The sequence below is a fragment of the Pseudomonas sp. SAS7 genome, from assembly GCF_052112345.1.
Taxonomy (GTDB): domain Bacteria; phylum Pseudomonadota; class Gammaproteobacteria; order Pseudomonadales; family Pseudomonadaceae; genus Aquipseudomonas; species Aquipseudomonas putida_Q.
In genome coordinates, this window is sequence record NZ_JBEGGO010000010.1 from 197,854 (window position 1) to 223,911 (window position 26,058).

The following is a 26,058-nucleotide window of genomic DNA, read 5'->3' on the forward strand; positions in this document are numbered from 1 at the left end:
CCGGGGTTTCTTAATGGAAAAGACCAAGCCAGTGGCGCCGTCCTCGGTGCCGCGTCATGTCGCGATCATCATGGATGGCAACAACCGCTGGGCGAAAAAACGCCTGCTGCCCGGCGTTGCCGGGCACAAGGCGGGTGTCGACGCCGTTCGCGCGGTCATCGAGGTGTGTGCCAAGTCCGGGGTCGAGGTATTGACCCTGTTCGCGTTCTCCAGCGAAAACTGGCAGCGCCCCGCCGAAGAGGTCGGTGCGCTGATGGAGCTGTTCTTCTCGGCCTTGCGCCGTGAAGCCAAGCGCCTCAACGAGAACAACATCAGCTTGCGCATCATCGGTGACCGCTCGCGCTTCCATCCCGAGCTGCAGGCTGCCATGCGCGAGGCCGAGGCGCTGACCGCCGGCAACAACCGCTTCATCCTGCAGATCGCAGCCAACTACGGTGGCCAGTGGGACATCGCCCAGGCCGCACAGCGGCTGGCGCGGGAAGTGCAGGCCGGGCACCTGCGTCCGGAAGACATCACCCCGGGCCTGCTGCAGACCTGCCTGGCAACCGGCGAGCTACCGTTGCCGGACCTGTGCATTCGCACCGGTGGCGAGCACCGCATCAGCAATTTCCTGTTGTGGCAGCTGGCCTACGCCGAGTTGTACTTCTCCGACCTGTACTGGCCGGACTTCAAACACGAGGCCATGCGCAATGCCCTGGCCGATTTCGCTTCGCGCCAGCGCCGCTTTGGTAAGACCAGCGAGCAGGTCGAGGCTGGAGCTCGTGCTTAATGCTTAAACAACGCATCATTACTGCGCTGATCCTGCTGCCGATTGCGCTGGGTGGCTTCTTCCTGCTCAACGGCGGGGATTTCGCCCTGTTCATCGGCTTCGTGGTGACCCTTGGCGCCTGGGAATGGGCCCGCCTCGCCGGGTTGATGGCCCAGCCGCTGCGTCTCGCCTATGCCGCAGTGGTCGCCGGAGCGCTGATGTTGCTGTACATCCTTCCGGAGCTGGCGCCCTGGGTGCTGGGTGCCGCGGTGATCTGGTGGGGGCTGGCCACCTGGCTGGTGCTTACCTACCCGCGCAGCAGCGAGCTGTGGGCCAGTGCGGCCTGCCGGTTGCTGATCGGCCTGCTGGTATTGCTGCCGGCCTGGCAGGGGCTGGTGCTGCTCAAGCACTGGCCGCTGGGCAACTGGCTGATCCTGTCGGTCATGGTGCTGGTGTGGGCTGCCGATATTGGCGCCTACTTCTCTGGCAGGGCTTTCGGCAAGCGCAAGCTGGCGCCGCAGGTCAGCCCGGGCAAGAGCTGGGAAGGCGTGTATGGCGGCCTGGCGGTCAGCCTGGCAATTACCTTGGTGGTCGGCATCAGCCGCGACTGGGGTTTCGGCCAGATCCTGCTGGGCCTGCTGGGTGCCGCGCTGCTGGTCATGTCCTCGGTGGTGGGTGACCTGACAGAGAGCATGTTCAAGCGCCGTTCCGGTATCAAGGACAGCAGCAACCTGCTGCCCGGCCATGGCGGCGTGCTCGACCGCATTGACAGCCTTACGGCGGCGATCCCGATTTTCGCCGTGTTGTTGTGGGCTGCCGAATGGGGTGTGATGTGAGTCGCCCGCAACGTATTACCGTGCTCGGGGCCACCGGCTCCATCGGCCTGAGCACGCTGGATGTGATCGCGCGCCACCCCGATCGCTACCAGGTGTTCGCCCTCAGCGGGTATTCGCGGATCGACGAGTTGCTGGCCCTGTGTGTACGCCATCGTCCTGCGTTCGCTGTAGTGCCGAGCGCCGAGGCAGCCGTACGGCTGCGCGAAACCCTGGCAGCGGCCGGCTGCGCCACCGAGGTGCTGGAAGGCGAGGCCGGGCTTTGCCAGGTGGCTTCGGCGGCCGAAGTGGATGCGGTGATGGCAGCGATTGTTGGCGCCGCCGGGCTGCGCCCCACCTTGGCTGCCGTGGAGGCGGGCAAGAAGGTGTTGCTGGCCAACAAGGAAGCCCTGGTGATGTCCGGTGCGCTGTTCATCGAGGCAGTAAGGCGCAGCGGCGCCGTATTGTTGCCGATCGATAGCGAGCACAATGCGATCTTCCAGTGCATGCCCGGCGACTACGCTCGCGGCCTGAGCGCGGTTGGCGTACGCCGGATACTGCTTACTGCTTCCGGTGGCCCGTTCCGTGAAACGCCGGTCGAGGCGTTGCTCAATGTGACGCCGGAGCAGGCCTGTGCGCACCCCAACTGGTCGATGGGGCGCAAGATTTCCGTGGATTCGGCCAGCATGATGAACAAGGGGCTCGAACTGATCGAGGCTTGCTGGTTGTTCGATGCCGCGCCGGCCAAGGTCGAGGTGGTGGTGCACCCACAGAGTGTCATCCACTCCCTGGTCGATTACGTGGATGGCTCGGTGTTGGCGCAGCTGGGTAACCCGGACATGCGCACGCCCATCGCCAATGCCCTGGCCTGGCCTGAACGCATCGATTCCGGGGTGCCTCCGCTGGACCTGTTCGCCATCGCCCGTCTGGATTTCCAGGCGCCCGACGAACAGCGCTTCCCTTGCCTGCGCCTGGCGCGGCAGGCTGCCGAGGCCGGCAACAGCGCACCCGCGGTACTCAATGCGGCCAACGAAGTGGCTGTCGAGGCATTTCTTGAGCGGCGTATCCGCTTCCCGGAGATCGCGGGTATGATCGAACAGGTGCTCGATCAGGAGCCCGTCGTGCCGCTGCCGTCGCTGGACGCGGTGTTTGCCGCCGACCAGCGTGCCCGGGAGCTTTCCCGTGAGTGGCTGAGGCGTCACGGTCGCTGATGCAAGCCCGCCCAGGTTCGTGAGGGGGTTGGCATGATGCCGGCCCGCTGAACATCATTCGGAGATGGACATGACAGCGCTCTACATGATTATCGGCACCCTCGTGGCTTTGGGTGTGCTGGTCACTTTTCATGAATTCGGCCACTTCTGGGTGGCACGCCGCTGCGGCGTCAAGGTGCTGCGCTTCTCGGTGGGCTTCGGCACGCCGCTGCTGCGCTGGCATGACCGCCATGGCACCGAATTTGTGGTCGCAGCCATTCCGCTGGGCGGCTACGTGAAGATGCTCGACGAGCGCGAGGGCGATGTACCGCCCGCGCTGGCTGATCAATCGTTCAACCGCAAGTCCGTGGGCCAGCGTATCGCGATTGTCGCGGCGGGCCCGATTGCCAACTTCCTGCTGGCCATCCTGTTCTTCTGGGTGCTGGCGATGCTGGGTACCCAGCAGGTCCGTCCCGTGATCGGTACGGTCGATGCTGGCAGCCTGGCCGCATCGGCCGGCCTGACCGCAGGTCAGGAAATCGTTTCTATCGACGGCAAGCCGACCAACGGTTGGTCGGCGGTCAACCTGCAGCTGGTTCGTCGCCTGGGCGAAAGCGGCACGTTGCAGGTTGGCGTGCGCGACGAAGGCGCCACGGCCGAGCGCCAGCTGCAGGTCAAGCTGGACAGCTGGCTCAAAGGCGCTGACGAGCCGGACCCTATCCAGTCCCTGGGGCTGCACCCTTGGCGCCCGGCGATAGTGCCAGTGCTGGCCGAGATTGATCCGAAGGGGCCGGCTGCCGCTGCGGGCCTCAAGACAGGCGACAAGTTGCTGAGCGTCGATGGCGTGCCGGTGACGGAGTGGCAGCAGGTTGTCGACAGCGTGCGTGCCCGCCCGGATGCCAAAGTGGTCGTGCGTGTAGAGCGTGACGGCGCTGCCTTGGATGTGCCGGTGACCCTGGCGCGCAAGGGTGAGGGCAAGGCTGCCGGTGGCTATCTTGGCGCCGGGGTAAAAGGTGGCGAATGGCCGGCCAGCATGCTCCGCGAAATCAGCTACGGCCCGCTCGAGGCGGTGGGTGAGGGCTTGTCCCGCACCTGGAACATGAGCGTGCTGACCCTTGAATCGCTGAAGAAAATGCTGTTCGGGGAGCTCTCGGTAAAAAACTTGAGTGGACCGATAACCATTGCTAAAGTGGCGGGCGCTTCAGCCCAGTCCGGCGTGGGGGATTTCCTGAATTTCCTGGCCTACCTGAGCATAAGCCTGGGGGTTCTTAACTTGCTGCCCATCCCGGTACTGGATGGGGGGCATTTGCTGTTTTACCTGGTCGAGTTGGCGCGCGGTCGTCCGCTGTCAGATCGGGTGCAAGGTTGGGGGGTCCAGATCGGTATCAGTTTGGTCATAGGGGTGATGTTGCTCGCCCTGATCAACGATCTGGGTCGACTATAAAGCTTCGCTCAATTGCGAACCTGCCGCGTTGTCGCGGCAGGTTGTTTATTGCCAGTTGGAATAAAAGGACTTCATGAAACGTCTGCTGCTAACTGCGGTCATGTCCGCACTGATGATCGCTGAAGTTCACGCCGAGTCCTTCACCATCTCCGATATTCGCGTCAACGGCCTGCAGCGGGTTTCCGCTGGCAGTGTCTTCGGTGCCTTGCCGCTGAACGTCGGCGATCAGGCCGATGACCGCCGCCTGGTGGACTCGACCCGTTCCCTGTTCAAGACCGGGTTCTTCCAGGACATCCAGCTGAACCGCGATGGCAATGTGCTGATCATCAACGTGGTCGAGCGCCCGTCGGTGTCGAGCATCGAGATCGAAGGCAACAAGGCGATCAGCACCGAAGACCTGATGAAGGGCCTGAAGCAATCGGGCCTGGCCGAGGGCGAGATCTTCCAGCGTGCCACCCTTGAAGGTGTGCGTAACGAGCTGCAGCGCCAGTACGTGGCCCAGGGCCGCTATTCGGCCGAGGTCGACGCCGAAGTCGTGCCGCAGCCGCGCAACCGCGTTGCGCTGAAGATCAAGATCAACGAAGGCACCGTCGCTGCCATCCAGCACATCAACATCGTTGGCAACAACGTGTTCGATGATGACACCCTGGGCCAGCTGTTCGAGCTGAAGACCACCAACTGGCTGTCGTTCTTCAAGAACGACGACAAGTATGCCCGCGAAAAACTGTCCGGTGACCTGGAGCGCCTGCGTTCCTACTACCTGGACCGCGGCTACATCAACATGGACATCGCCTCCACCCAGGTGTCCATCACGCCAGACAAGAAACACGTCTACATCACCGTCAACATCAACGAAGGCGAGAAGTACACCGTTCGCGACGTGAAGCTGTCCGGTGACCTGAAAGTGCCGGAAGACCAGGTCAAGTCGCTGCTGCTGGTGCAGCCGGGCCAGGTGTTCTCGCGCAAGGTGATGACCACCACCTCCGAGCTGATCACCCGCCGTCTGGGCAACGAAGGCTACACCTTCGCCAACGTCAACGGCGTGCCACAGCCTAACGACGAGGACCACACGGTCGACATCATGTTCGTGGTCGACCCGGGCAAGCGTGCCTACGTCAACCGCATCAACTACCGCGGCAACACCAAGACCGAAGACGAAGTGCTGCGTCGCGAAATGCGCCAGATGGAAGGCGGCTGGGCTTCGACCTACCTGATCGACCAGTCCAAGACCCGTCTGGAACGCCTGGGCTTCTTCAAGGAAGTCAACGTCGAGACCCCGCCAGTGCCAGGCACCGACGACCAGGTCGACGTCAACTACAGCGTCGAAGAGCAAGCCTCCGGCTCGATCACTGCCAGTGTCGGTTTCGCCCAGAGCGCCGGCCTGATCCTCGGTGGTTCGATCAGCCAGAGCAACTTCCTCGGTACCGGTAACAAGGTATCCGTCGGCCTGACCCGTTCGGAATACCAGACCCGCTACAACTTCGGCTTCGTGGACCCCTACTTCACTGCCGATGGCGTCAGCCTGGGCTACAACGCCTTCTACCGCAGCACCGACTACGACGACCTCGACGTCGACGTGGCCAGCTACGCAGTGGACAGCCTGGGTGCCGGCGTCAGCCTGGGCTACCCGATCAGCGAAACCTCGCGCCTGACCTACGGGCTGAGCGTGCAGCAGGACAAGATCAAGACCGGTAAGTACACCGTTGACGAGATCTTCGATTTCCTTGACCAGGAAGGCGAGAACTTCCTGAACTTCAAGGCCTCGATCGGCTGGTCCGAGTCCACCCTCAACAAAGGCGTGCTGGCCACCCGTGGCCACTCGCAAAGCCTGACCCTGGAATCCACCATTCCGGGCAGCGACCTGTCGTTCTTCAAGCTCGACTACCGTGGCCAGCTGTTCCAGCCGATCAGCAACGACTACACCCTGCGCCTGCACACCGAGCTGGGCTATGGTGATGGTTATGGCAGCACTTCGGGCCTGCCGTTCTACGAGAACTACTTCGCAGGTGGTTTCAACTCTGTCCGTGGCTTCAAGGACAGCAGCCTTGGCCCGCGCAGCACCCCGAGCCGTGGGGCAGACGATCCCAACGGTAAGCCGGGTACTATCCGTGACCCGGATCAGGATCCGCTGCCGTTCGGTGGCAACGTGCTGGTGCAAGGTGGCGTCGAGTTGCTGTTCCCGCTGCCGTTCGTCAAGGACCAGCGTTCGCTGCGCACCTCCGTGTTCTGGGACGTGGGTAACGTGTTCGACACCAATTGCGGCAACAAGCCTGATTGCGAGAAGGTCGGCTTCTCGGGCATGGCCAGTTCGGTCGGCTTGGGTGTGACCTGGATTACCGCACTGGGCCCGTTGAGCTTCAGCCTGGCAATGCCGGTCAAGAAGCCGGACGATGCCGATACCCAGGTGTTCCAATTCTCTCTGGGCCAGACCTTCTAAGGTCGGCCCTTGCTTAATGACAACGGTTTATCCAGGAGTGCATCGTGCGTAAATTGGCTCAACTGGCCGTAGTGGCCGCGGCGCTGGTCGCCACCCCGGCATTCGCCGAAATGAAGGTTGCCGTGCTGAACTATCAGATGGCCCTGCTCGAATCGGATGCCGCCAAGAAATACGCGGTCGATGCCGAGAAGAAGTTCGGTCCGCAACTGACCAAGCTGAAAAGCCTGGAGAGCAGCGCCAAGGGCATCCAGGACCGCCTGATCAAGGGCGGCGACAAGATGCAGCAGCAGGAGCGTGAGCGCCTTGAGCTCGAGTTCAAGCAAAAGGCCCGTGACTTCCAGTTCCAGTCCAAGGAACTGAACGAAGCCAAAGCCGTTGCTGACCGCGACATGCTCAAGCAACTGAAGCCTAAGCTGGATGGCGCTGTCGAGGAAGTGATCAAGAAAGGTGGTTTCGACTTGGTCCTCGAGCGTGGTGCGGTCATCGATGTCAAACCTCAGTACGACATCACCCGCCAGGTCATCGAGCGCATGAACCAAGCCCGTTGATATGAGTGTGACCATGACGCTAGGCCAGCTGGCCGAGGCCCTCGGTGCCACCCTCAAGGGGCCCGAGGGGTTGCAGATTACCGGACTGGCCACCTTGCAGGAGGCTGGCCCCGGTCAATTGAGCTTCCTCGCCAACCCGCAGTACCGCAAGTACCTGGATAAGTGCCAGGCGGGTGCGGTATTGCTCAAGGCTGCGGATGCCGAAAGTTTCGCTGGCAATGCCCTGATCGTGGCCGACCCGTACCAGGCGTATGCGCGTATTTCCCACCTGTTCGACCCCAAACCCAAGGCTGTGGCGGGAATCCATCCCAGCGCCGTGGTGGCTGAGGACGCGCAGGTGGACGCCAGCGCCAGCATCGGGCCGTTCGCGGTGATCGAAAGCGGTGCGCGCATCGAGGCTGATGTCAGCATCGGCGCGCATTGCTTCATCGGTGCGCGTTGCGTTGTAGGTGAAGGCGGCTGGCTGGCGCCACGGGTGACGTTGTATCACGACGTCATCATCGGCAAACGCGTGGTCATCCAGTCGGGCGCTGTGATCGGCGGCGAAGGCTTCGGCTTTGCCAATGAGAAGGGTATCTGGCGCAAGATCGCCCAGATCGGCGGCGTCACCATTGGTGATGACGTGGAGATCGGCGTCAACACTGCCGTCGACCGTGGCGCGCTGTCCGACACGCGGATCGGCGACGGGGTCAAGCTCGACAACCAGATCCAGATCGCCCACAACGTTCAGATCGGTGACCACACGGCCATGGCCGCTTGTGTGGGCATTTCCGGCAGTACGCGCATCGGCAAGCATTGCATGCTGGCCGGGGGCGTGGGCTTGGTAGGGCACATTGATATTTGCGATAACGTATTTGTTTCCGGGATGACAATGGTAACCCGTTCGATCACTGAACCCGGTTCCTATTCATCCGGCACAGCCATGCAGCCTTTGGCTGACTGGCGCAAGAGCGCTGCGCGGATCCGCCAGCTGGACGACATGGCCAAGCGTCTCCAGCAGCTGGAAAAACGCGTCGATACCGTGACCTCAGGTGGCCAGCCGACATCAGAAGGCTGATACCATTCCCTGAGCAAGAGTGAACAGTCGCTAGCTGGCTCCTCTTTGGATTGCTAAAGGAGCGTGTGTTCAGCACCTGCGCTCCTTATTCTTATTACAGGCTTCCCCCCCGAAATGATGGACATCAACGAGATTCGCGAATACCTGCCTCACCGTTACCCGTTCCTGCTGGTGGACCGGGTGACGGATCTGGACTTCGAGGCTCAGAGCATTCGTGCCTACAAGAATGTCAGCATCAACGAGCCGTTCTTCAACGGCCATTTCCCGGCGCACCCGATCATGCCGGGCGTTTTGATCATCGAAGCCATGGCCCAGGCGGCCGGCATCCTCGGTTTCAAGATGCTCGACGCCAAGCCGGCTGATGGCACCCTGTACTACTTCGTCGGCTCCGACAAGCTGCGTTTCCGTCAGCCGGTACTGCCGGGAGACCAGTTGGTGCTGGAAGCCAAGTTCCTCAGCCGCAAGAGCATGATCTGGAAGTTCGAGTGCCGCGCGCTGGTCGACGGCAAGCCGGTTTGCTCGGCACAGATCACATGCGCGGAACGCTCCCTATGAATTCGATTGATCCTCGGGCCATTATCGACCCATCGGCCAAGCTGGCCGACGGTGTCGAGGTCGGCCCTTGGTCGATCGTTGGCCCCGATGTGGAAATCGGGGAGGGTACCGTTATCGGCCCGCATGTTGTGCTCAAAGGGCCGACCCGTATCGGCAAGCACAACCGTATCTTTCAGTTTTCCTCGATTGGCGAAGATACCCCGGACCTCAAGTACAAGGGTGAGCCGACGCGCCTGGTAATCGGCGATCACAACGTGTTTCGCGAAGGGGTGACCATTCACCGCGGCACCGTCCAGGACCGTGCGGAAACCACCGTGGGCGACCACAACCTGATCATGGCCTATGCCCACATCGGCCACGACAGCGTCATCGGCAACCACTGCATCCTGGTCAACAACACGGCCCTTGCCGGCCATGTGCACGTGGGTGACTGGGCGATCCTGTCCGGCTACACCCTGGTGCATCAGTACTGCCATATCGGTGCCCACGCGTTTTCCGGCATGGGTACGGCAATTGGCAAGGACGTGCCGGCCTTCGTCACCGTGTTCGGCAGCCCGGCCGAAGCCCGCAGCATGAACTTCGAGGGCATGCGCCGCCGCGGTTTCAGCGACGAGGTGATCCACGTACTGCGCCGTTGCTACAAGATTGTCTATCGTCAGGGCCTGACCGTCGAAGACGCGCTCAAGGAACTGGCCGAAATGGCGGCGAAGCACCCTGAGGTCGATCTGTTCCGTCAGTCGATCGTGAACTCCGCCCGCGGCATCACCCGCTGACATGGCCCCGCTTTGCGTAGCCTTGGTCGCTGGTGAGGCCAGCGGCGATATTCTTGGATCAGGCTTGATGCGTGCCCTCAAGGCACGCCACCCCGATGTACGTTTCATTGGCGTTGGCGGCCCTTTGATGGAAGCCGAAGGCCTGCAATCGTACTTCCCCATGGAGCGCCTGGCGGTCATGGGCCTGGTCGAAGTGCTGGGGCGCCTGCGCGAGCTGCTCAAGCGCCGCAAGCTGCTGATCCAGACACTGATCGACGCAAAGCCGGATGTCTTCATCGGCATCGACGCCCCCGACTTCACCCTCAATATCGAACTGAAACTGCGTCAGGTCGGCATCAAGACCGTGCATTACGTCAGCCCGTCGGTCTGGGCCTGGCGGCAGAAGCGCGTGCTGAAGATTCGCGAAGGCTGCGACCTGATGCTGACGCTGTTGCCGTTCGAGGCGCGGTTCTATGAAGAGCAGGGGGTGCCGGTGCGCTTTGTCGGTCACCCGCTGGCCGACACCATACCGCTTGAAACCGACCGCCCGGCAGCACGTGCTGCGCTGGGCCTGGGCGAGGGGCCGGTGGTTGCACTGATGCCTGGCAGCCGGGGTGGCGAGGTAGGGCGCCTGGGAGCGTTGTTCCTCGACGCCGCCGAGCGCCTGCAGCAGCAGGTGCCAGGCGTGCACTTCGTGCTGCCCTGCGCCAACGCCGCGCGGCGTGCCCAGGTCGAGCAGATGCTCGAAGGGCGCCAACTGCCACTGACCCTGCTCGATGGCCAGTCGCACCAGGCGCTGGCGGCTTGTGATGCGGTCTTGATCGCTTCGGGTACAGCCACCCTTGAAGCGTTGCTGTACAAGCGGCCAATGGTGGTGGCCTACCGCCTGGCGCCGTTGACCTACTGGATCCTCAAGCGCCTGGTAAAGAGCCCATACGTGTCATTGCCGAACCTGCTCGCCCAGCGTGAACTGGTGCCCGAACTGTTGCAGGACGCCGCCACCAGCGATGCCCTGGCCAACACGCTTGCGCCGCTGGTACGCGATGGCAGCCAGCAGACCGAACGTTTCGACGAAATACACCGCACCCTGCGCCGTGACGCCTCCAACCAGGCGGCCGAGGCGGTACTGGCCTTGCTCAAGGACCGCTGACATGCAAATTGGACTGGACTTCAACCTGGTCGAAGACCTGGTCGCCGGCGTCGACGAAGTGGGCCGCGGCCCGCTGTGCGGCGCAGTGGTGACGGCGGCGGTGATCCTTGATCCGGCGCGCCCGATCCTCGGCCTGAACGACTCGAAGAAACTCACCGAAGCCAAGCGCGAGGCGCTGTTCGACGAGATCTGTGAAAAGGCCCTGAGCTTCTGCATCGCCCGCGCCGAGGTCGAGGAAATCGACCGCCTGAACATCCTGCAGGCCACGATGCTGGCCATGCAGCGTGCGGTGGAAGGCCTGCACATTACCCCCAAGCTGGCCCTGATCGATGGTAACCGCTGCCCGAAACTGGCTGTGCCGGCGTCACCGGTGATCAAAGGCGATAGCCAGGTGCCGGCTATTGCGGCTGCCTCGATCCTGGCCAAGGTAAGCCGTGACCGTGAGATGAGTGCGTTCGAGCTGATCTACCCCGGGTATGGCATTGGCGGGCACAAGGGTTACCCGACCCCGGTGCACCTTGAGGCGCTGGCGCGCCTGGGGCCTACGCCCATTCATCGGCGTTCCTTTGCCCCGGTGCGGGCGGCCTGGGACGCCCGCGAAGGCGTCACCGATTCCCTGATCTGACCTGCCAGGGCCCTTCGCGGCCCTTTCGCTCTTGTAGGAGCAGCCTTGTGCTGCGAAAGCGCCAGTCAGGTAAATGAAGTTGCTGTGCCGGTACTGGCCCTTTCGCAGCACAAGGCTGCTCCTACAGGGAGGGTGCAAGCAGCCCCAAATCTCTTCCCCATTTAAGCTACAATCCCGCCCTTGTCGTTAAGCACTGCTACAGGATCTTCCATGTCGGTTCCCTTCGTTCACCTGCGCGTCCACTCCGAATTCTCGCTGGTCGACGGCCTGGTGCGGATCAAGCCGCTGGCCAAGGCGCTGGCCGGGATGAACATGCCGGCGGTGGCGATCACCGACCAGAGCAACATGTGCTCGCTGGTGAAGTTCTACAAGACCGCCATGGGCGCGGGCATCAAGCCGATCTGTGGTGCCGACCTGTGGCTGGCCGGTGCCGACCCGGAAGCCCCGCTGTCGCGCATCTGCTTCCTGGCCATGGACCCCAAGGGTTACCGCAACCTCACCGAGTTGATCTCGCGCGGCTGGACAGACGGCCAGCGCAACGGCCTGGTCATCCTTCAGCGTGAATGGATCGCCCCTGCCAGCGAGGGCCTGATTGCCCTGTCGGCGGGCAAGGAAGGCGAGATCGGCATGGCCTTGTTGTCCGGCCGGGACGAAGAAGCGCACGCCTTGCTGCAAGACTGGATGGGCATGTTCCCCGAGCGCTTCTACGTTGAAGTACAGCGCACCAACCGCGCCCGCGATGAAGAATATGTGCACGCGGCGGTGGCCCTGGCCGACAAGCTTGGCGCCCCGCTGGTGGCCACCAACGACGTGCGTTTCATCAAGCAGGCGGACTTCGACGCCCACGAAACCCGCGTGTGCATTGGCGAGGGCTGGACCCTTGATGACCCGCGCCGCCCGCGTGGCTACAGTGACCAGCAGTACCTGAAATCGTCCGAGGAAATGGCCGAGCTGTTCAGCGACCTGCCCGACGCCATCGCCAACACCGTCGAGATTGCCAAGCGCTGCAACATCCAGGTGCAGCTGGGCAAGCACTTCCTGCCCGACTTCCCCACGCCGAACGGTATGGGCATTGACGACTACCTGCGGCTTGTGTCCCACGAAGGCCTGGAAGAGCGCCTGGCGGTGTTGTGGCCGAAAGACACCACACCCAATTACGAAGAGAAGCGCCAGGTGTACCTGGACCGCCTGAAGTTCGAGCTGGATATCATCATCCAGATGGGCTTCCCCGGTTACTTCCTGATCGTGATGGACTTCATCAAGTGGGCCAAGAACAACGGCGTGCCGGTCGGACCTGGCCGTGGTTCGGGTGCGGGCTCGCTGGTGGCCTACGTGCTGAAGATTACCGACCTCGACCCGCTGGCCTACGACTTGCTGTTCGAGCGCTTCCTCAACCCTGAACGTGTTTCCATGCCCGACTTCGATGTCGACTTCTGCATGGACGGCCGGGATCGGGTGATCGAATACGTGGCCGATGCCTACGGGCGCAATGCGGTCAGCCAGATCATCACCTTTGGTACCATGGCCGCCAAGGCGGTAGTGCGAGACGTGGCGCGGGTGCAGGGCAAGTCCTACGGCCTGGCCGACCGCCTGTCGAAGATGATCCCGTTCGAAGTGGGCATGACCCTGGAGAAGGCGTACGAGCAGGAAGAAATCCTGCGCGACTTCCTCAAGGGCGACGAAGACGCCCGCGAAATCTGGGACATGGCACTGAAGCTGGAAGGCGTTACGCGTGGTACCGGCAAGCACGCCGGTGGTGTGGTTATCGCGCCGACCAAGCTCACCGATTTTTCGCCGATCGCCTGTGACGAAGAGGGCGGCGGCCTGGTAACCCAGTTCGACAAGGACGACGTCGAGGCCGCCGGCCTGGTCAAGTTCGACTTCCTCGGCCTGCGGACCCTGACCATCATCAAGTGGGCGATGGAGATCATCAACCGCGAGCAGGCCAAGAAAAACCTGCCAGATCTCAACATCGACTTCATCCCGCTGGATGACCGCAAGACTTACGAGCTGCTGCAAAAAGCCGAAACCACTGCGGTATTCCAGCTTGAATCCCGTGGCATGAAGGAGCTGATCAAGAAGCTCAAGCCCGACTGCCTCGAAGACCTTATCGCACTGGTGGCGCTGTTCCGCCCGGGCCCGCTGCAGTCGGGCATGGTGGACGACTTCATCAACCGCAAACACGGCCGCGCCGAGCTGGCCTACCCGCACCCCGATTACCAGTATGACGGCCTGCAGCCGGTGCTGGCGCCTACCTACGGCATCATCCTGTACCAGGAACAGGTGATGCAGATCGCCCAGGTGATGGCAGGCTACACCCTCGGTGGTGCAGACATGCTGCGTCGGGCCATGGGTAAGAAAAAGCCCGAGGAAATGGCCAAGCAGCGTGGTGGCTTCATCGAAGGCTGCGCCAACAACGGCATCGATGCCGACCTGGCTGGTAACATCTTTGACCTGGTGGAGAAGTTTGCGGGTTATGGCTTCAACAAATCCCACTCCGCCGCCTATGGCCTGGTGTCCTACCAGACCGCCTGGCTGAAAACCCACTTCCCGGCGCCGTTCATGGCTGCCGTGCTGTCGGCGGACATGCACAACACCGATAAAGTGGTGGTGCTGGTCGAAGAGGTGCGCAGCATGAAGCTGCGCCTCGACGCGCCGGACGTGAACTTCTCCGACTTCAAGTTCACGGTCAATAACGACGGCCGTATCGTCTATGGCCTGGGCGCCATCAAGGGCGTCGGCGAAGGCCCGGTGGAAGCGATCGTCGAGGCGCGTGCCCAAGGTGGCCCGTTCAAGGACCTGTTCGACTTCTGTGAGCGCATCGACCTCAAGCGGGTCAACAAGCGCACCCTGGATGCACTGGTACGCAGCGGCGCACTGGACCGCCTGGGCCCGCACTTCCATGACGAAATCAAGGCTTACCAGGCCAACATCGACATCAACCGTGCAACCTTGCTCTCGGCGCTGGGTGAAGCCATCAAGGCGGCGGAGCAGGCAGCCCATACGGCTGACAGCGGCCATGTCGACCTTTTCGGCAGCATGTTCGACGAGGTGGAAGTCGACGTCTATGCCAACCACCGCAAGGTGCGCGAGCTGACCCTCAAGGAGCGCCTGAAGGGCGAGAAGGATACCCTGGGGCTGTACCTCACAGGGCACCCTATCGACGAGTACGAGGCCGAGATCCGCCGCTTCGCCCGCCAGCGCATCATCGACCTCAAGCCGTCCCGCGAAACCCAGACCATCGCCGGCATGATCATTGCCTTGCGGGTAATGAAGAACAAGAAGGGCGACAAGATGGGCTTCGTCACCCTGGATGACCGCTCCGGGCGCATCGAGGCTTCGCTGTTCGCCGATTCCTTCATGGCGGCACAGTCCTTGCTGCAGGCCGATGCGATGGTGGTCGTCGAAGGCGAGGTCAGCAACGACGACTTCTCCGGCGGCCTGCGCCTGCGGGTCAAGCAGGTGATGACCATGGAAGACGCGCGCACCAAGCTGGCCGAGAGCCTGCGCCTGAAGGTGGCGCACGAGGCGCTGAAAGGCGACCGGCTGAAGTGGCTGGGCGAGCTGATCACCCGCCATCGCGGTGCTTGCCCGATCACCCTGGAATACACCGGCAGCGACGCCAAGGCCATGCTGCAGTTCGGTGAGCAGTGGTCGATCGACCCGGCCGACGGGCTGATTCAGGCGCTGCGTGACCAGTTCGGGCGTGAGAACGTCTTCCTGCAATATCGTTGAACCGACAAAAAATTTAATCTCGACCTGAATGCGCCTGATCCCTTAAGGTAGGGCGCCAAACGGATCAACCGGCCGGCCGCCTGGCCGTAGACCCAAGACGGATGACTATGAACCCGAATTTTCTCGATTTCGAACAGCCGATTGCCGACCTGCAAGCCAAGATCGAAGGCCTGCGCCTGGTAGGTAACGACAACTCGCTGAACATCAGCGATGAAATTGCCCGTCTGCAAGACAAGAGCAACACACTGACCGAAAGCATCTTCGGCAACCTGACCAGCTGGCAGATCGCCCGCCTGGCACGTCACCCGCGTCGTCCTTACACACTGGACTACCTGGAGCACATCTTCACCGAGTTCGAAGAGCTGCACGGTGACCGCCACTTCTCCGACGACGCCGCCATCGTCGGTGGTACTGCGCGGCTGGATGGCAAGCCGGTCATGGTCATCGGCCACCAGAAGGGCCGTGAAGTGCGCGAGAAGGTACGCCGCAACTTCGGTATGCCGCGCCCTGAAGGCTACCGCAAGGCTTGCCGCCTGATGGAAATGGCTGAGCGCTTCAAGATGCCGATCCTGACCTTCATCGACACCCCGGGTGCCTACCCGGGTATCGATGCCGAAGAGCGCAACCAGAGCGAGGCAATCGCCTGGAACCTGCGCGTGATGGCGCGCCTGAAAACCCCGATCATTGCTACCGTGATCGGTGAGGGTGGTTCGGGCGGTGCCCTGGCCATTGGCGTGTGCGACCAGCTGAACATGCTGCAATACTCCACCTACTCGGTGATCTCGCCGGAAGGTTGCGCGTCGATCCTGTGGAAGACTGCCGACAAGGCGGCCGACGCCGCTGAGGCCATGGGCATCACTGCCGAACGCCTGAAGAGCCTGAACATCGTCGACAAGGTCATCCAGGAGCCGTTGGGCGGCGCCCACCGTGACCCGGTGAAAGTGTCGGAAAGCATCCGTGCTGACCTGATCGAACAGCTGGACATGCTCGGCAAGTTCGATAGCGACGCGCTGCTGGCTCGCCGTTACGAGCGTCTGATGAGCTACGGCCTCTGATCCGCTGATTCAGCCCTGGGGCCGCTTCGCGGCCCATTCGCCGGCAAGCCAGGCTCCCACAAGGCTCACTGTGGGAGCCTGGCTTGCCGGCGAAAGGGGTGCAAAGCACCCCCGGCAATCTCAAGCCATGTGAGGCCCTCATGATCAACCTCACCCCCTGGCTGCAAGCCCCCACCTGGTGCATCGCATTTTCCGGCGGCCTCGACTCCACCGTCCTCCTGCACCTGCTGGTCAGCCACGCCCGCAACCACGCATCCCCCCCACTGCGCGCCATCCATATCCACCACGGCCTGCAAGCTGCTGCCGACGCCTGGCCTGCCCATTGCAAAGCCGTCTGTGACAATCTCGGCATCGAACTCCAGGTTATCCACGTCCAGGTCAGCCCCGGCGCGAGCCTGGAACAGGCTGCCCGCGACGCCCGCTATGCCGCTTTCAGGCAAACCCTGGGCCCAGGCGACATTCTGTTCACCGGGCAGCACCGCGACGACCAGGCCGAGACCCTGCTCTTTCGCCTGTTGCGCGGCGCCGGCCTGCGTGGTCTGGCGGCGATGCCCGGGCAGCGGGCGCTAGGGCAGGGCACCCTGGTCAGGCCGTTGCTGGGTTGTTCACGCCAGCAACTGCATGACTATGCCAAGGTCAATGGGCTTGCATGGATCGAAGACCCGTCAAACACCGACACACAATTTGCCCGCAACTACCTGCGCGGCGAAGTGTTCCCGCGCTTGCAACAACGCTGGCCACAGGCCGCGCAGAACCTCGCCCGCGCCGCAGAGCACCTGGGTGAAGCGCAGGGCTTGCTGGACGAACTGGCCCAGGGCGACCTGGCACTTGCGCAGGAGGGCGCACCCGTTGCCTGGTCGGGGCTGGAATCCCTGGATCTGGCCGCCCTGATGTCGCTATCGCCGGCCCGTCAGCGCAACGCCTTGCAGTATTGGCTGAGCCGGCGCACTCGTTTGCCCGACACCCGGCATTGGGCCGGCTGGACAGACCTGCGCGATGCCGCCGCCGATGCCCAGCCGGTCTGGCGGCTTGCCGATGGGCAGCTGGTGCGCAGCCAAGGACGCATCTGGTGGCTGAGCGGCGACTGGCTGCAGCAGCCTGTCGGCGAAATGGCCTGGCTGAATGCAGCTGCGCCCCTGGTGCTGCCGGGTAACGGCAGGGTGCGTCTTGATGTCGCCGAGCGCTTGGCTGGCCTGCGCATTGCCTACCGCCAGGGCGGCGAAATGCTGCAGGTCCCCGGCCGCGGCCAGCGCGACCTCAAGCGCCTGCTCAACGAGCAGCGGGTGCCGCAGTTCCTGCGTCCGCGCCTGCCATTGCTGTATCAGGGCGAGCGCCTGCTGGCGGTGGCCAACCTGCCCGGGCTGGTGCAGGCGGATTGCCAGCTGCATTGGCAGTTGCCGACGAGCGCGCAAGGTTTGAGATGAAGGGTACATTCCGGTAGACTACCCTCCCTTCTTGATACAACTTCTGTGGCTTCCGCGAAAACACAGGGGTTGCCGGTTACCAAGCAGTTTTTTGCTGGGCTGATTCTGAAAATGACGAGCGAGCTCCATGCCGGGGATACCCCTGGTCTGTACAGACGCGACAGTTTTTCGAGATGCACTGTGACTGACGCAGGTGATCGGGGGCTTCGGCCTTCCTTCGCTTTCTCCGGCGGCGCTGGCCGCCTTAACGCAGACTTCTAGGGTTTTTCATGACGCGCTACATATTCGTCACGGGCGGTGTTGTTTCTTCATTGGGGAAAGGCATTGCCTCGGCTTCCCTGGCGGCCATCCTGGAAGCGCGGGGCCTGAAGGTCACCATGCTCAAGCTGGATCCGTACATCAACGTCGATCCGGGCACCATGAGCCCGTTCCAGCACGGTGAAGTGTTCGTCACCCACGATGGCGCCGAGACTGACCTCGACCTGGGCCACTACGAGCGGTTCATCCGCACCACCATGACCCAGAACAACAACTTCACCACTGGTCGCATTTACGAGCACGTGCTGCGTAAAGAGCGTCGTGGTGACTACCTGGGCGCGACCATCCAGGTCATCCCGCACATCACCGACGAAATCAAGCGTCGCATCATCAAGGGTGCCGGCGATGCCGACGTGGCCCTGGTGGAAATCGGCGGTACCGTGGGTGACATCGAGTCGCAGCCGTTCCTCGAGGCCATTCGCCAGCTCCGCGTCGAAGTGGGCTCCAAGCGCGCCATGCTGATGCACCTGACCCTGGTCCCGTACATCGCCACCGCTGGCGAAACCAAGACCAAGCCGACCCAGCACTCGGTCAAGGAGCTGCGCTCCATCGGCCTGCAGCCTGACGTGCTGATCTGCCGCTCCGACCACCCGGTCGATGCCTCGTCGCGTCGCAAGATCGCGCTGTTCACCAACGTTGAAGAGCGTGCGGTGATTTCGCTGGAAGACGTCGACACCATCTACAAGATCCCGGGCGTGCTGCACGCACAGGGCCTGGACGACTTCGTCGTCGAGCGTTTCGGCCTGCAGTGCAATGGCGCCGACCTGTCCGAGTGGGACAAAGTGGTCGATGCCAAGCTCAACCCTGAGCACGAAGTGACCATCGCCATGGTCGGCAAGTACATGGAGCTGCTGGATGCGTACAAGTCGCTGATCGAAGCGATGAGCCACGCCGGCATCACCAACCGCACCAAGGTCAACCTGCGCTACATCGATTCGGAAGACATCGAGAACCAGGGCACCAGCCTGCTGGAAGGCGCCGATGCCATCCTGGTACCGGGCGGTTTCGGCCTGCGCGGCGTGGAAGGCAAGATCACTGCGGTGCAATACGCCCGTGAGAACAAGGTACCGTACCTGGGTATCTGCCTGGGCATGCAGGTGGCCGTGATCGAGTTCGCCCGTAACGTGATGGGCTGGAAAGACGCCAACTCCACCGAGTTCGACCGCAACAGCGGCCACCCGGTCGTCGGCCTGATTACCGAGTGGGCTGATGCCACCGGTGCCGTCGAGACCCGTACCGAGGCTTCCGACCTGGGCGGCACCATGCGCCTGGGCGCACAGGACTGCCAGCTGGCAGCCGGCTCCAAGGTGCACGACTGCTACAACAAGGACGTGATCACCGAGCGTCACCGTCACCGCTACGAAGTGAACAACAACCTGCTGCCGCAACTGGTCGATGCCGGCCTGGTGGTTTCCGGTCGTTCCGAAGACGGCGCGCTGGTGGAGGTGGTCGAGTCCAAGGACCACCCATGGTTCGTCGCCTGCCAGTTCCACCCGGAATTCACCTCCACCCCGCGTGACGGCCACCCGCTGTTCAGTGGTTTCGTCAAGGCAGCCCTGGCTCAGAAGAACAAGGCCTGATCAATGACCCAGAAGATCATTCGCGTCGGTAACATCGAGATCGCCAACGACAAGCCGTTCGTCCTGTTCGGCGGCATGAACGTCCTGGAGTCCCGTGACCTGGCAATGAAGGTCTGCGAAGAGTACGTGCGGGTGACCGAGAAACTCGGTATCCCGTACGTGTTCAAGGCCAGCTTCGACAAGGCCAACCGTTCGTCGGTGACGTCCTACCGTGGCCCTGGCATGGAAGAAGGGCTGAAGATCTTCGAAGAGATCAAGCGCACCTTCAACGTGCCGGTGATCACCGACGTGCACGAGCCTTATCAGGCCGAGCCCGTTGCCAAGGTATGCGACATCATCCAGCTGCCGGCCTTCCTGTCGCGGCAGACCGACCTGGTGGTGGCCATGGCCAAGACCGGCGCGGTGATCAACATCAAGAAGGCCCAGTTCCTCGCACCCCAGGAAATGAAACATATCCTGGCCAAGTGCGAAGAGGCCGGTAACGACCAGTTGATCCTCTGCGAGCGCGGTTCGAGCTTCGGCTACAACAACCTTGTAGTGGACATGCTCGGCTTCGGCATCATGAAGCAGTTCGAGTACCCGGTGTTCTTCGACGTGACCCACGCCCTGCAGATGCCGGGTGGTCGCAGCGATTCCGCCGGAGGTCGTCGCGCCCAGGTCACCGACCTGGCCAAGGCCGGCATGAGCCAGGGCCTGGCCGGCCTGTTCCTCGAAGCCCACCCCGACCCGGACAACGCCAAATGCGATGGCCCATGCGCCCTGCGTCTGGACAAACTGGAGCCATTCCTGGCCCAGCTCAAGCAACTGGACGACCTGGTGAAAAGTTTTCCGACGGTAGAAACCGCGTAAAGCTCATTTCTCGGGTAAAGTACCGCCCGATCCACCCCTGACCAATCGGTCAGGGGCTCCCTTCACCCGGCCTGCCCATTGCAAAGTCCGCCTGGTGAACGGCAAGAATTTCTTAAGCTAGGTTGTTTTCGTCAATTCTGGAGTGCTTACAACAATGGCAAAAATCGTCGACATCAAAGGTCGTGAAGTTCTCGATTCGCGTGGCAACCCCACCGTGGAAGCCGATGTACTGCTCGACAACGGCATCATCGGCAGCGCTTGCGCGCCGTCCGGTGCTTCCACCGGCTCGCGCGAAGCGCTGGAGCTGCGTGATGGCGACAAGAGCCGTTACCTGGGCAAGGGCGTGCTGAAAGCCGTCGGCAACATCAACGGCCCGATCCGTGACCTGCTGCTGGGCAAGGACCCTTCCGACCAGAAGGCTCTGGACCGTGCCATGATCGAACTGGACGGTACCGAGAACAAGGCCAAGCTGGGCGCCAACGCCATCCTGGCTGTTTCCCTGGCTGCCGCCAAGGCCGCTGCCCAGGACCAGGACCTGCCGCTGTACGCGCACATCGCCAACCTGAACGGCACCCCAGGCCAGTACTCGATGCCGGTTCCGATGATGAACATCATCAACGGTGGCGAGCACGCCGACAACAACGTCGACATCCAGGAGTTCATGGTTCAGCCGGTTGGCGCCAAGACCTTCTCCGACGGCCTGCGCATGGGTACCGAAATCTTCCACCACCTCAAAGCCGTGCTGAAGGCCCGTGGCCTGAACACCGCCGTGGGTGACGAAGGTGGCTTCGCGCCTAACCTGGCTTCCAACGAAGACGCCCTGGCTGCCATCGCCGAAGCGGTCGAGAAAGCCGGCTACAAGCTGGGCACCGACGTGACCCTGGCCCTGGACTGCGCGGCTTCCGAATTCTACGAAGACGGCAAGTACAACCTGTCCGGCGAAGGCAAGTCGTTCGATGCCGAAGGCTTCGCCGAGTACCTGAAAGGCCTGACCGAGCGCTTCCCGATCATCTCGATCGAAGACGGCCTGGACGAGTCCGACTGGGCTGGCTGGAAGATCCTCACCGACAAGATCGGCGAGAAGGTACAGCTGGTTGGCGACGACCTGTTCGTGACCAACACCAAGATCCTCAAGGAAGGCATCGAGAAGGGCATCGGTAACTCGATCCTGATCAAGTTCAACCAGATCGGCTCGCTGACCGAAACCCTGGAAGCCATCCAGATGGCCAAGGCTGCCGGCTACACTGCGGTGATCTCGCACCGTTCCGGTGAAACCGAAGATTCGACCATCGCCGACCTGGCCGTGGGTACCGCTGCCGGCCAGATCAAGACCGGTTCGCTGTGCCGTTCCGACCGCGTTTCCAAGTACAACCAACTGCTGCGCATCGAAGAGCAACTGGGTGCCAAAGCGGTTTACCGTGGTCGTGCCGAGTTTCGCGGCTAAGCAAGAGATGGTAAAAAGACAGCAGCCGGAGCTGTAGGACGTTCGTACTGAACGTTACTGCGTTCCAACGGGTTTCTGTTTACGAAGCCTGGCCTCGGCCAGGCTTCGTGCTATTTGAGACCCCGAAATGCATAGTGTGCGGCGGTCTTTTTAACCTGGATACCTAGATGCGCAGTCCTTATTGGTTGTTCCTCGTCCTGCTCCTGCTGCTGGGTGGCCTGCAGTACCGCCTGTGGGTGGGTAATGGCAGCCTGGCGCAAGTGACCGAGCTGAAGCAGCAGATTGCCGAGCAGCATGCCGAGAACGAGCGCCTGCTCGAGCGTAACCGTGTGCTCGATGCCGAAGTGCTGGAGCTGAAAAAAGGCATGGAGACCGTTGAAGAACGGGCTCGCCACGAATTGGGAATGGTCAAAGAGGGCGAAACCCTCTTCCAGTTGCCACAGAAATGATCGATACCTTGCCGGCCTTCTGGGCCGTGATTCCTGCTGCGGGCGTCGGTGCCCGCATGGCTGCCGACCGCCCCAAGCAATACCTGGAGCTGGCCGGGCAGACCCTTCTCGAGCACAGCCTCGACTGTTTTCTTGGCCATCCGGGGCTTAACGGGGTGGTGGTCAGCATTGCTGAAGATGACCCGTTCTGGCCCACCCTGCGTTGCGCCAGCGACTCGCGCATCCAGCGCGCAGCGGGCGGGCGTGAGCGCGCCGACTCGGTGCTTAACGCGTTGCTGTTGCTGCATGCCCAAGGGGCCTCGGACAGCGACTGGGTGCTGGTGCACGATGCCGCGCGGCCGAACCTTGCGCGCAGCGACCTGGACAAGTTGTTGTCGGAGCTGGCAAACGACCCGGTGGGTGGCCTGCTGGCCGTGCCGGCGCGCGACACCCTCAAGCGTGCCGACAGCAATGGCCGGGTGAGCGCCACCGTGGACCGCAGCACTATCTGGCAGGCTTACACCCCGCAGATGTTTCGCCTTGGGGCGTTGCACCGGGCGCTGGCCGAGTGCCTGGTGTCGGACGTGGTGGTGACCGATGAGGCCTCTGCCATCGAATGGTCCGGCCAGGCGCCGCGGCTGGTGGAAGGGCGCAGTGACAACATCAAGGTGACCCGGCCCGAAGACCTGGAATGGTTGCGCCAGCGCTGGGCGGGTAGGAGCTGAACGTCGCTCTTCTGTACCGGCCTCTTCGCGGGTGAACCCGCTCCCACAGGATCTCTACCGGATCTGAAACCTGTGGAATACCTGTGGGAGCGGGTTCACCCGCGAAGGGGCCGGTACAGCAAATGTATCCCCTCAGCCAAACTTATATTCCGGCAACCCCGCCAACCCTTCCTTCAGGTAGTCCACCAATCGCCGCACCTTCGGCGACAGGTGCCGCTGCTGCGGATACAGCGCCCACACTGCCGTATTCGGCGGCTGGTGCGCCTCCAGCAAGGACACCAGCGCACCACTGTTCAGGTGCTCCAGCACGTAGTAATCCGGCAACTGGCACAACCCTATCCCTTGCAGCGCCGCGTCCAGCACTGCCTGGCCACTGTTGCAGCGCCAGTTGCCCTGTATCCGCTGGCTGATCTCGCGGCCGTCCTGTTGCAGTGCCCACAAGTCCGAACTGCCCACCAGGCAATTGTGCCGCGCCAGTTCCGACAGGCTGTGCGGCCGGCCATAACGTTCCAGGTAGGCCGGCGAGGCGCACAGGTACATGCGCCGCGGCGCCAGGCGCGTGGCCACCAGCCGGGAGTCGGCCAGGCGGCCCAGGCGGATGGCCAGGTCCATGCCCTCATGCAGCAGGTCGAGGGTGTGGTTGCTCAGTTCCACATCCACCCGCAACTGCGGGTATAGCGCCATGAACCGTGTTACCAGCGGCACGATGAAGCGCTCGCCGTAGGCGACCGCGCAGGTCATGCGCAGCAACCCTTTGGGTTCGCTGGCCAGGTCACCCATGGCGCGCAGGGCTTCCTCGCGGCCATCCTGCAAGCGCTGGCAATGTTGCAGAAAGGTCTGCCCGGCCTCGCTCAAGGTTACCCGGCGGGTGCTGCGGTACAGCAAGCGCGTTTGCAGGCGTTCCTCCAGCCGGGCGATCTGGCGGCTGATGTGCGACGAGGAAACCCCCAGGCGTTCGGCTGCTGCCGTGAACTGGCCCGATTCGGCCACGGCGACGAATTCATCGATGCCTTCCCAGCGGCTGCTCATGGATTGTCCCTGTATGGCAATAATGTTTTGTCTTTGGCCGGATTATTCATCAAAAGGCGGTGAATTACACTGTGATCCTGAATCGACCCTCTGTCTGGAGACCTTTGATGATCAAGTCCCGTGCTGCCGTAGCCTTCGAAGCCAAGAAACCCCTGGAAATCGTCGAAGTCGACGTGGCCATGCCCAAGGCCGGTGAAGTGCTGCTGCGTGTGGTCGCCAGTGGTGTCTGCCACACCGATGCCTACACCCTGTCCGGTGCCGACCCGGAAGGCATCTTCCCGTCGATCCTCGGCCATGAAGGCGGGGCGATCGTCGAAGCGGTAGGCGAGGGCGTGACCTCGGTGGCCGTCGGCGACCACGTGATCCCGCTGTACACCCCGGAATGCGGCAAGTGCAAGTTCTGCCTGTCGGGCAAGACCAACCTGTGCCAGGCCATCCGCGCTACCCAGGGCAAGGGCCTGATGCCGGACGGCACCACGCGCTTCTCGTACAAGGGCCAGCAGCTGTTCCACTACATGGGCACCTCGACCTTCTCCGAGTACACCGTGCTGCCGGAAATCTCCGTGGCCAAGATCCAGAAAGAAGCCCCACTGGAAAAGGTCTGCCTGCTGGGCTGTGGCGTCACCACCGGTATCGGCGCGGTGCTCAACACCGCCAAGGTCAAACCCGGTGACACCGTGGCCATCTTCGGCCTGGGCGGCATCGGCCTGTCGGCGGTGATCGGGGCGGTCAAGGCCAAGGCCTCGCGCATCATCGCCATCGACATCAACCCGGCCAAGTTCGAGATCGCCCGCCAACTGGGTGCCACCGACTGCATCAACCCGAAAGAATACGACCGCCCGATCCAGGAAGTGATCGTCGACCTCACCGACGGTGGCGTGGACTTCTCCTTCGAGTGCATCGGCAACGTGCAACTGATGCGCGCTGCCCTGGAATGCTGCCACAAGGGCTGGGGCGAGTCGGTCATCATCGGCGTAGCCGGTGCCGGCCAGGAAATCGCCACCCGTCCGTTCCAGCTGGTCACCGGCCGCGTCTGGCGTGGTTCGGCGTTCGGCGGCGTGCGTGGCCGCAGCGAGCTGCCAAGCTACGTGGAAATGTCCGAGAAGGGCGAGATTCCGCTGGATACCTTCATCACCCATACCATGGGCCTGGAGGACATCAACAAAGCCTTCGACCTGATGCACGAAGGCAAGAGCATCCGCAGCGTGATCCACTTCTGAGGTATGCCATGAGCCTGGATAACATCTCCTGCCAGAAAAGTTTCGGCGGCTGGCACAAGCGTTACCGGCATCACTCCAAGGTGCTGGGCTGCGACATGGTGTTTGCCGTGTACCTGCCACCGCAGGCCGAGCAGGGCGAGAAGCTGCCGGTGCTGTACTGGCTTAGCGGCCTCACCTGCACCGACGAGAACTTCATGCAGAAGGCCGGCGCCCAGCGCATGGCTGCGCAGCTTGGGCTGATCATCGTGGCCCCCGACACCAGCCCGCGTGGCGAGCAGGTGCCGGGCGACCCCGATGGCGCCTGGGACTTCGGCCTGGGGGCCGGCTTCTACCTCAACGCCACCCAGCAACCCTGGGCCCAGCACTACCGCATGCACGACTATGTGGTGGAGGAGTTGCCGGCGCTGATCGAGGCGCACTTCCCGGCGTCGGGCGAGCGCAGCATCAGCGGCCACTCCATGGGTGGGCACGGCGCACTGGTGTGCGCCTTGCGCAACCCGGGGCGCTACCGCTCGGTGTCGGCGTTCTCGCCGATCAGCAACCCGATGGATTGCCCGTGGGGCGAGAAGGCCTTCAGCCGCTACCTGGGTGAAGACCGGGCGCGCTGGCGCGAGTGGGATGCCAGCGTGCTGCTGGCCGAAACCCCTGCTGGCCAATGCCCGCCGTTGCTGGTCGACCAGGGCGACCGTGACGACTTCCTTGAAAAGCAGCTCAAGCCTGAAGCGCTGGAGCAGGCGGCACGCAAAGGGGGCCATGAAATGACCCTGCGTTTGCAGCCGGGCTACGACCATAGCTACTACTTCATTGCCAGTTTCATCGAGGATCACCTGCGCCATCATGCGGTGGCACTGGGGCGGGTGTAAGGCATAGCTGGGGTTTGCCCCATCGCCGGCAAGCCAGCTCCCACAGGTACTGTGCATGGCTCGAGGGCCA

22 protein-coding genes are annotated in these 26,058 nt (G+C 62.7%); 21 read left to right on the top strand and 1 reads right to left on the bottom strand.

The features are described 5' to 3' along the window. Positions 1-13 precede the first annotated feature (13 nt). From uppS to ispD, 19 genes are all read left to right on the top strand, one after another. A complete protein-coding gene (gene uppS, locus ABI582_RS17885) occupies positions 14-769 on the top strand; it encodes a polyprenyl diphosphate synthase (protein WP_016485210.1) in 756 nt (251 codons plus the stop codon). Further along, entirely contained in the window at positions 769-1,584 is an 816-nt protein-coding gene (locus ABI582_RS17890; protein ID WP_442119850.1) for a phosphatidate cytidylyltransferase, read from the top strand. The genes uppS and ABI582_RS17890 overlap by 1 nt, the downstream gene beginning before the upstream one ends. Then, positions 1,581-2,771, top strand: a complete 1,191-nt coding sequence (gene ispC / locus ABI582_RS17895) for a 1-deoxy-D-xylulose-5-phosphate reductoisomerase (protein ID WP_442119851.1) — start codon at positions 1,581-1,583, stop codon at positions 2,769-2,771. The genes ABI582_RS17890 and ispC overlap by 4 nt, the downstream gene beginning before the upstream one ends. Positions 2,772-2,841: 70 nt before the next feature. Beyond that, positions 2,842-4,194, top strand: coding sequence for an RIP metalloprotease RseP (gene rseP / locus ABI582_RS17900; protein WP_338746304.1), 1,353 nt, complete (start codon positions 2,842-2,844; stop codon positions 4,192-4,194). Positions 4,195-4,267: 73 nt separating this feature from the next. Then, positions 4,268-6,631 carry an outer membrane protein assembly factor BamA gene (gene bamA, locus ABI582_RS17905; protein WP_442119852.1) on the top strand — a complete coding sequence of 788 codons (2,364 nt, stop codon included), beginning with the start codon at positions 4,268-4,270 and terminating at the stop codon, positions 6,629-6,631. A gap of 44 nt (positions 6,632-6,675) precedes the next feature. Continuing rightward, a complete protein-coding gene (locus tag ABI582_RS17910; RefSeq protein ID WP_012270843.1) occupies positions 6,676-7,179 on the top strand; it encodes an OmpH family outer membrane protein in 504 nt (167 codons plus the stop codon). Position 7,180: 1 nt separating this feature from the next. Further along, complete coding sequence (lpxD, locus tag ABI582_RS17915) at positions 7,181-8,236, top strand: UDP-3-O-(3-hydroxymyristoyl)glucosamine N-acyltransferase (protein ID WP_338746306.1); 1,056 nt, start codon at positions 7,181-7,183, stop codon at positions 8,234-8,236. A 114-nt stretch (positions 8,237-8,350) separates the two neighbouring features. Continuing rightward, positions 8,351-8,791: a 3-hydroxyacyl-ACP dehydratase FabZ gene (gene fabZ, locus ABI582_RS17920; RefSeq protein ID WP_008094893.1), complete on the top strand. Its 441-nt coding sequence runs from the start codon at positions 8,351-8,353 to the stop codon at positions 8,789-8,791. Next, positions 8,788-9,564 carry an acyl-ACP--UDP-N-acetylglucosamine O-acyltransferase gene (gene lpxA, locus ABI582_RS17925; RefSeq protein ID WP_019473001.1) on the top strand — a complete coding sequence of 259 codons (777 nt, stop codon included), beginning with the start codon at positions 8,788-8,790 and terminating at the stop codon, positions 9,562-9,564. The genes fabZ and lpxA overlap by 4 nt, the downstream gene beginning before the upstream one ends. 1 nt (position 9,565) lies before the next feature. Next, positions 9,566-10,693 (top strand): lipid-A-disaccharide synthase, encoded by a 1,128-nt coding sequence (gene lpxB, locus ABI582_RS17930; protein WP_338746307.1) that lies wholly within the window; start codon positions 9,566-9,568, stop codon positions 10,691-10,693. 1 nt (position 10,694) lies between these two features. Next, on the top strand, positions 10,695-11,318 hold the full coding sequence (gene rnhB, locus ABI582_RS17935; protein WP_442119853.1) for a ribonuclease HII: 624 nt from the start codon (positions 10,695-10,697) through the stop codon (positions 11,316-11,318). Between the two features lie 210 nt (positions 11,319-11,528). Next, positions 11,529-15,053 carry a DNA polymerase III subunit alpha gene (dnaE, locus tag ABI582_RS17940; RefSeq protein ID WP_442119854.1) on the top strand — a complete coding sequence of 1,175 codons (3,525 nt, stop codon included), beginning with the start codon at positions 11,529-11,531 and terminating at the stop codon, positions 15,051-15,053. 107 nt (positions 15,054-15,160) lie between these two features. After that, positions 15,161-16,108: an acetyl-CoA carboxylase carboxyl transferase subunit alpha gene (gene accA / locus ABI582_RS17945; RefSeq protein WP_338746310.1), complete on the top strand. Its 948-nt coding sequence runs from the start codon at positions 15,161-15,163 to the stop codon at positions 16,106-16,108. Between the two features lie 140 nt (positions 16,109-16,248). After that, positions 16,249-17,532, top strand: a complete 1,284-nt coding sequence (gene tilS, locus ABI582_RS17950) for a tRNA lysidine(34) synthetase TilS (protein WP_442119855.1) — start codon at positions 16,249-16,251, stop codon at positions 17,530-17,532. A 269-nt stretch (positions 17,533-17,801) separates the two neighbouring features. Then, positions 17,802-19,430 carry a CTP synthase gene (locus ABI582_RS17955; protein WP_016501153.1) on the top strand — a complete coding sequence of 543 codons (1,629 nt, stop codon included), beginning with the start codon at positions 17,802-17,804 and terminating at the stop codon, positions 19,428-19,430. A 3-nt stretch (positions 19,431-19,433) separates the two neighbouring features. Then, on the top strand, positions 19,434-20,279 hold the full coding sequence (gene kdsA / locus ABI582_RS17960) for a 3-deoxy-8-phosphooctulonate synthase (RefSeq protein ID WP_012270852.1): 846 nt from the start codon (positions 19,434-19,436) through the stop codon (positions 20,277-20,279). 154 nt (positions 20,280-20,433) lie between these two features. Further along, the gene (gene eno, locus ABI582_RS17965; RefSeq protein ID WP_019472204.1) at positions 20,434-21,723 is read left to right on the top strand and encodes a phosphopyruvate hydratase; all 1,290 of its coding nucleotides are present in this window, start codon (positions 20,434-20,436) and stop codon (positions 21,721-21,723) included. A 167-nt stretch (positions 21,724-21,890) separates the two neighbouring features. Next, complete coding sequence (gene ftsB, locus ABI582_RS17970) at positions 21,891-22,172, top strand: cell division protein FtsB (RefSeq protein WP_004375443.1); 282 nt, start codon at positions 21,891-21,893, stop codon at positions 22,170-22,172. Continuing rightward, positions 22,169-22,876: a 2-C-methyl-D-erythritol 4-phosphate cytidylyltransferase gene (gene ispD / locus ABI582_RS17975; RefSeq protein WP_442119856.1), complete on the top strand. Its 708-nt coding sequence runs from the start codon at positions 22,169-22,171 to the stop codon at positions 22,874-22,876. Before ftsB ends, ispD begins: the two co-directional genes overlap by 4 nt. A gap of 132 nt (positions 22,877-23,008) precedes the next feature. Here ispD and ABI582_RS17980 read toward each other — a convergent pair whose 3' ends face one another. After that, a complete protein-coding gene (locus tag ABI582_RS17980; protein ID WP_338746313.1) occupies positions 23,009-23,905 on the bottom strand; it encodes a LysR substrate-binding domain-containing protein in 897 nt (298 codons plus the stop codon). Between the two features lie 107 nt (positions 23,906-24,012). On the opposite strand from ABI582_RS17980, the gene ABI582_RS17985 reads away from it, so the two are divergent. Both ABI582_RS17985 and fghA read left to right on the top strand, forming a co-directional pair. Next, positions 24,013-25,125: an S-(hydroxymethyl)glutathione dehydrogenase/class III alcohol dehydrogenase gene (locus ABI582_RS17985; RefSeq protein ID WP_110746066.1), complete on the top strand. Its 1,113-nt coding sequence runs from the start codon at positions 24,013-24,015 to the stop codon at positions 25,123-25,125. A gap of 8 nt (positions 25,126-25,133) precedes the next feature. Further along, a complete protein-coding gene (gene fghA, locus ABI582_RS17990) occupies positions 25,134-25,988 on the top strand; it encodes an S-formylglutathione hydrolase (protein WP_442119857.1) in 855 nt (284 codons plus the stop codon). The last annotated feature ends 70 nt before the right edge of the window (positions 25,989-26,058 follow it).

What these genes read in the sequence shown, in the direction of transcription:
- kdsA (WP_012270852.1), top strand. Translation starts at nt 19,434, where the DNA reads ATGACCCAGAAGATCATTCGCGTCGGTAACATCGAGATCGCCAACGAC.
- fghA (WP_442119857.1), top strand. Translation starts at nt 25,134, where the DNA reads ATGAGCCTGGATAACATCTCCTGCCAGAAAAGTTTCGGCGGCTGGCAC.
- fabZ (WP_008094893.1), top strand. Translation starts at nt 8,351, where the DNA reads ATGATGGACATCAACGAGATTCGCGAATACCTGCCTCACCGTTACCCG.
- ispD (WP_442119856.1), top strand. Translation starts at nt 22,169, where the DNA reads ATGATCGATACCTTGCCGGCCTTCTGGGCCGTGATTCCTGCTGCGGGC.
- lpxD (WP_338746306.1), top strand. Translation starts at nt 7,181, where the DNA reads ATGAGTGTGACCATGACGCTAGGCCAGCTGGCCGAGGCCCTCGGTGCC.
- bamA (WP_442119852.1), top strand. Translation starts at nt 4,268, where the DNA reads ATGAAACGTCTGCTGCTAACTGCGGTCATGTCCGCACTGATGATCGCT.
- accA (WP_338746310.1), top strand. Translation starts at nt 15,161, where the DNA reads ATGAACCCGAATTTTCTCGATTTCGAACAGCCGATTGCCGACCTGCAA.
- dnaE (WP_442119854.1), top strand. Translation starts at nt 11,529, where the DNA reads ATGTCGGTTCCCTTCGTTCACCTGCGCGTCCACTCCGAATTCTCGCTG.
- ABI582_RS17985 (WP_110746066.1), top strand. Translation starts at nt 24,013, where the DNA reads ATGATCAAGTCCCGTGCTGCCGTAGCCTTCGAAGCCAAGAAACCCCTG.
- ABI582_RS17980 (WP_338746313.1), bottom strand. Translation starts at nt 23,905, where the DNA reads ATGAGCAGCCGCTGGGAAGGCATCGATGAATTCGTCGCCGTGGCCGAA.
- eno (WP_019472204.1), top strand. Translation starts at nt 20,434, where the DNA reads ATGGCAAAAATCGTCGACATCAAAGGTCGTGAAGTTCTCGATTCGCGT.
- ABI582_RS17955 (WP_016501153.1), top strand. Translation starts at nt 17,802, where the DNA reads ATGACGCGCTACATATTCGTCACGGGCGGTGTTGTTTCTTCATTGGGG.
- lpxA (WP_019473001.1), top strand. Translation starts at nt 8,788, where the DNA reads ATGAATTCGATTGATCCTCGGGCCATTATCGACCCATCGGCCAAGCTG.
- uppS (WP_016485210.1), top strand. Translation starts at nt 14, where the DNA reads ATGGAAAAGACCAAGCCAGTGGCGCCGTCCTCGGTGCCGCGTCATGTC.
- ftsB (WP_004375443.1), top strand. Translation starts at nt 21,891, where the DNA reads ATGCGCAGTCCTTATTGGTTGTTCCTCGTCCTGCTCCTGCTGCTGGGT.
- tilS (WP_442119855.1), top strand. Translation starts at nt 16,249, where the DNA reads ATGATCAACCTCACCCCCTGGCTGCAAGCCCCCACCTGGTGCATCGCA.
- rseP (WP_338746304.1), top strand. Translation starts at nt 2,842, where the DNA reads ATGACAGCGCTCTACATGATTATCGGCACCCTCGTGGCTTTGGGTGTG.
- ABI582_RS17890 (WP_442119850.1), top strand. Translation starts at nt 769, where the DNA reads ATGCTTAAACAACGCATCATTACTGCGCTGATCCTGCTGCCGATTGCG.
- lpxB (WP_338746307.1), top strand. Translation starts at nt 9,566, where the DNA reads ATGGCCCCGCTTTGCGTAGCCTTGGTCGCTGGTGAGGCCAGCGGCGAT.
- rnhB (WP_442119853.1), top strand. Translation starts at nt 10,695, where the DNA reads ATGCAAATTGGACTGGACTTCAACCTGGTCGAAGACCTGGTCGCCGGC.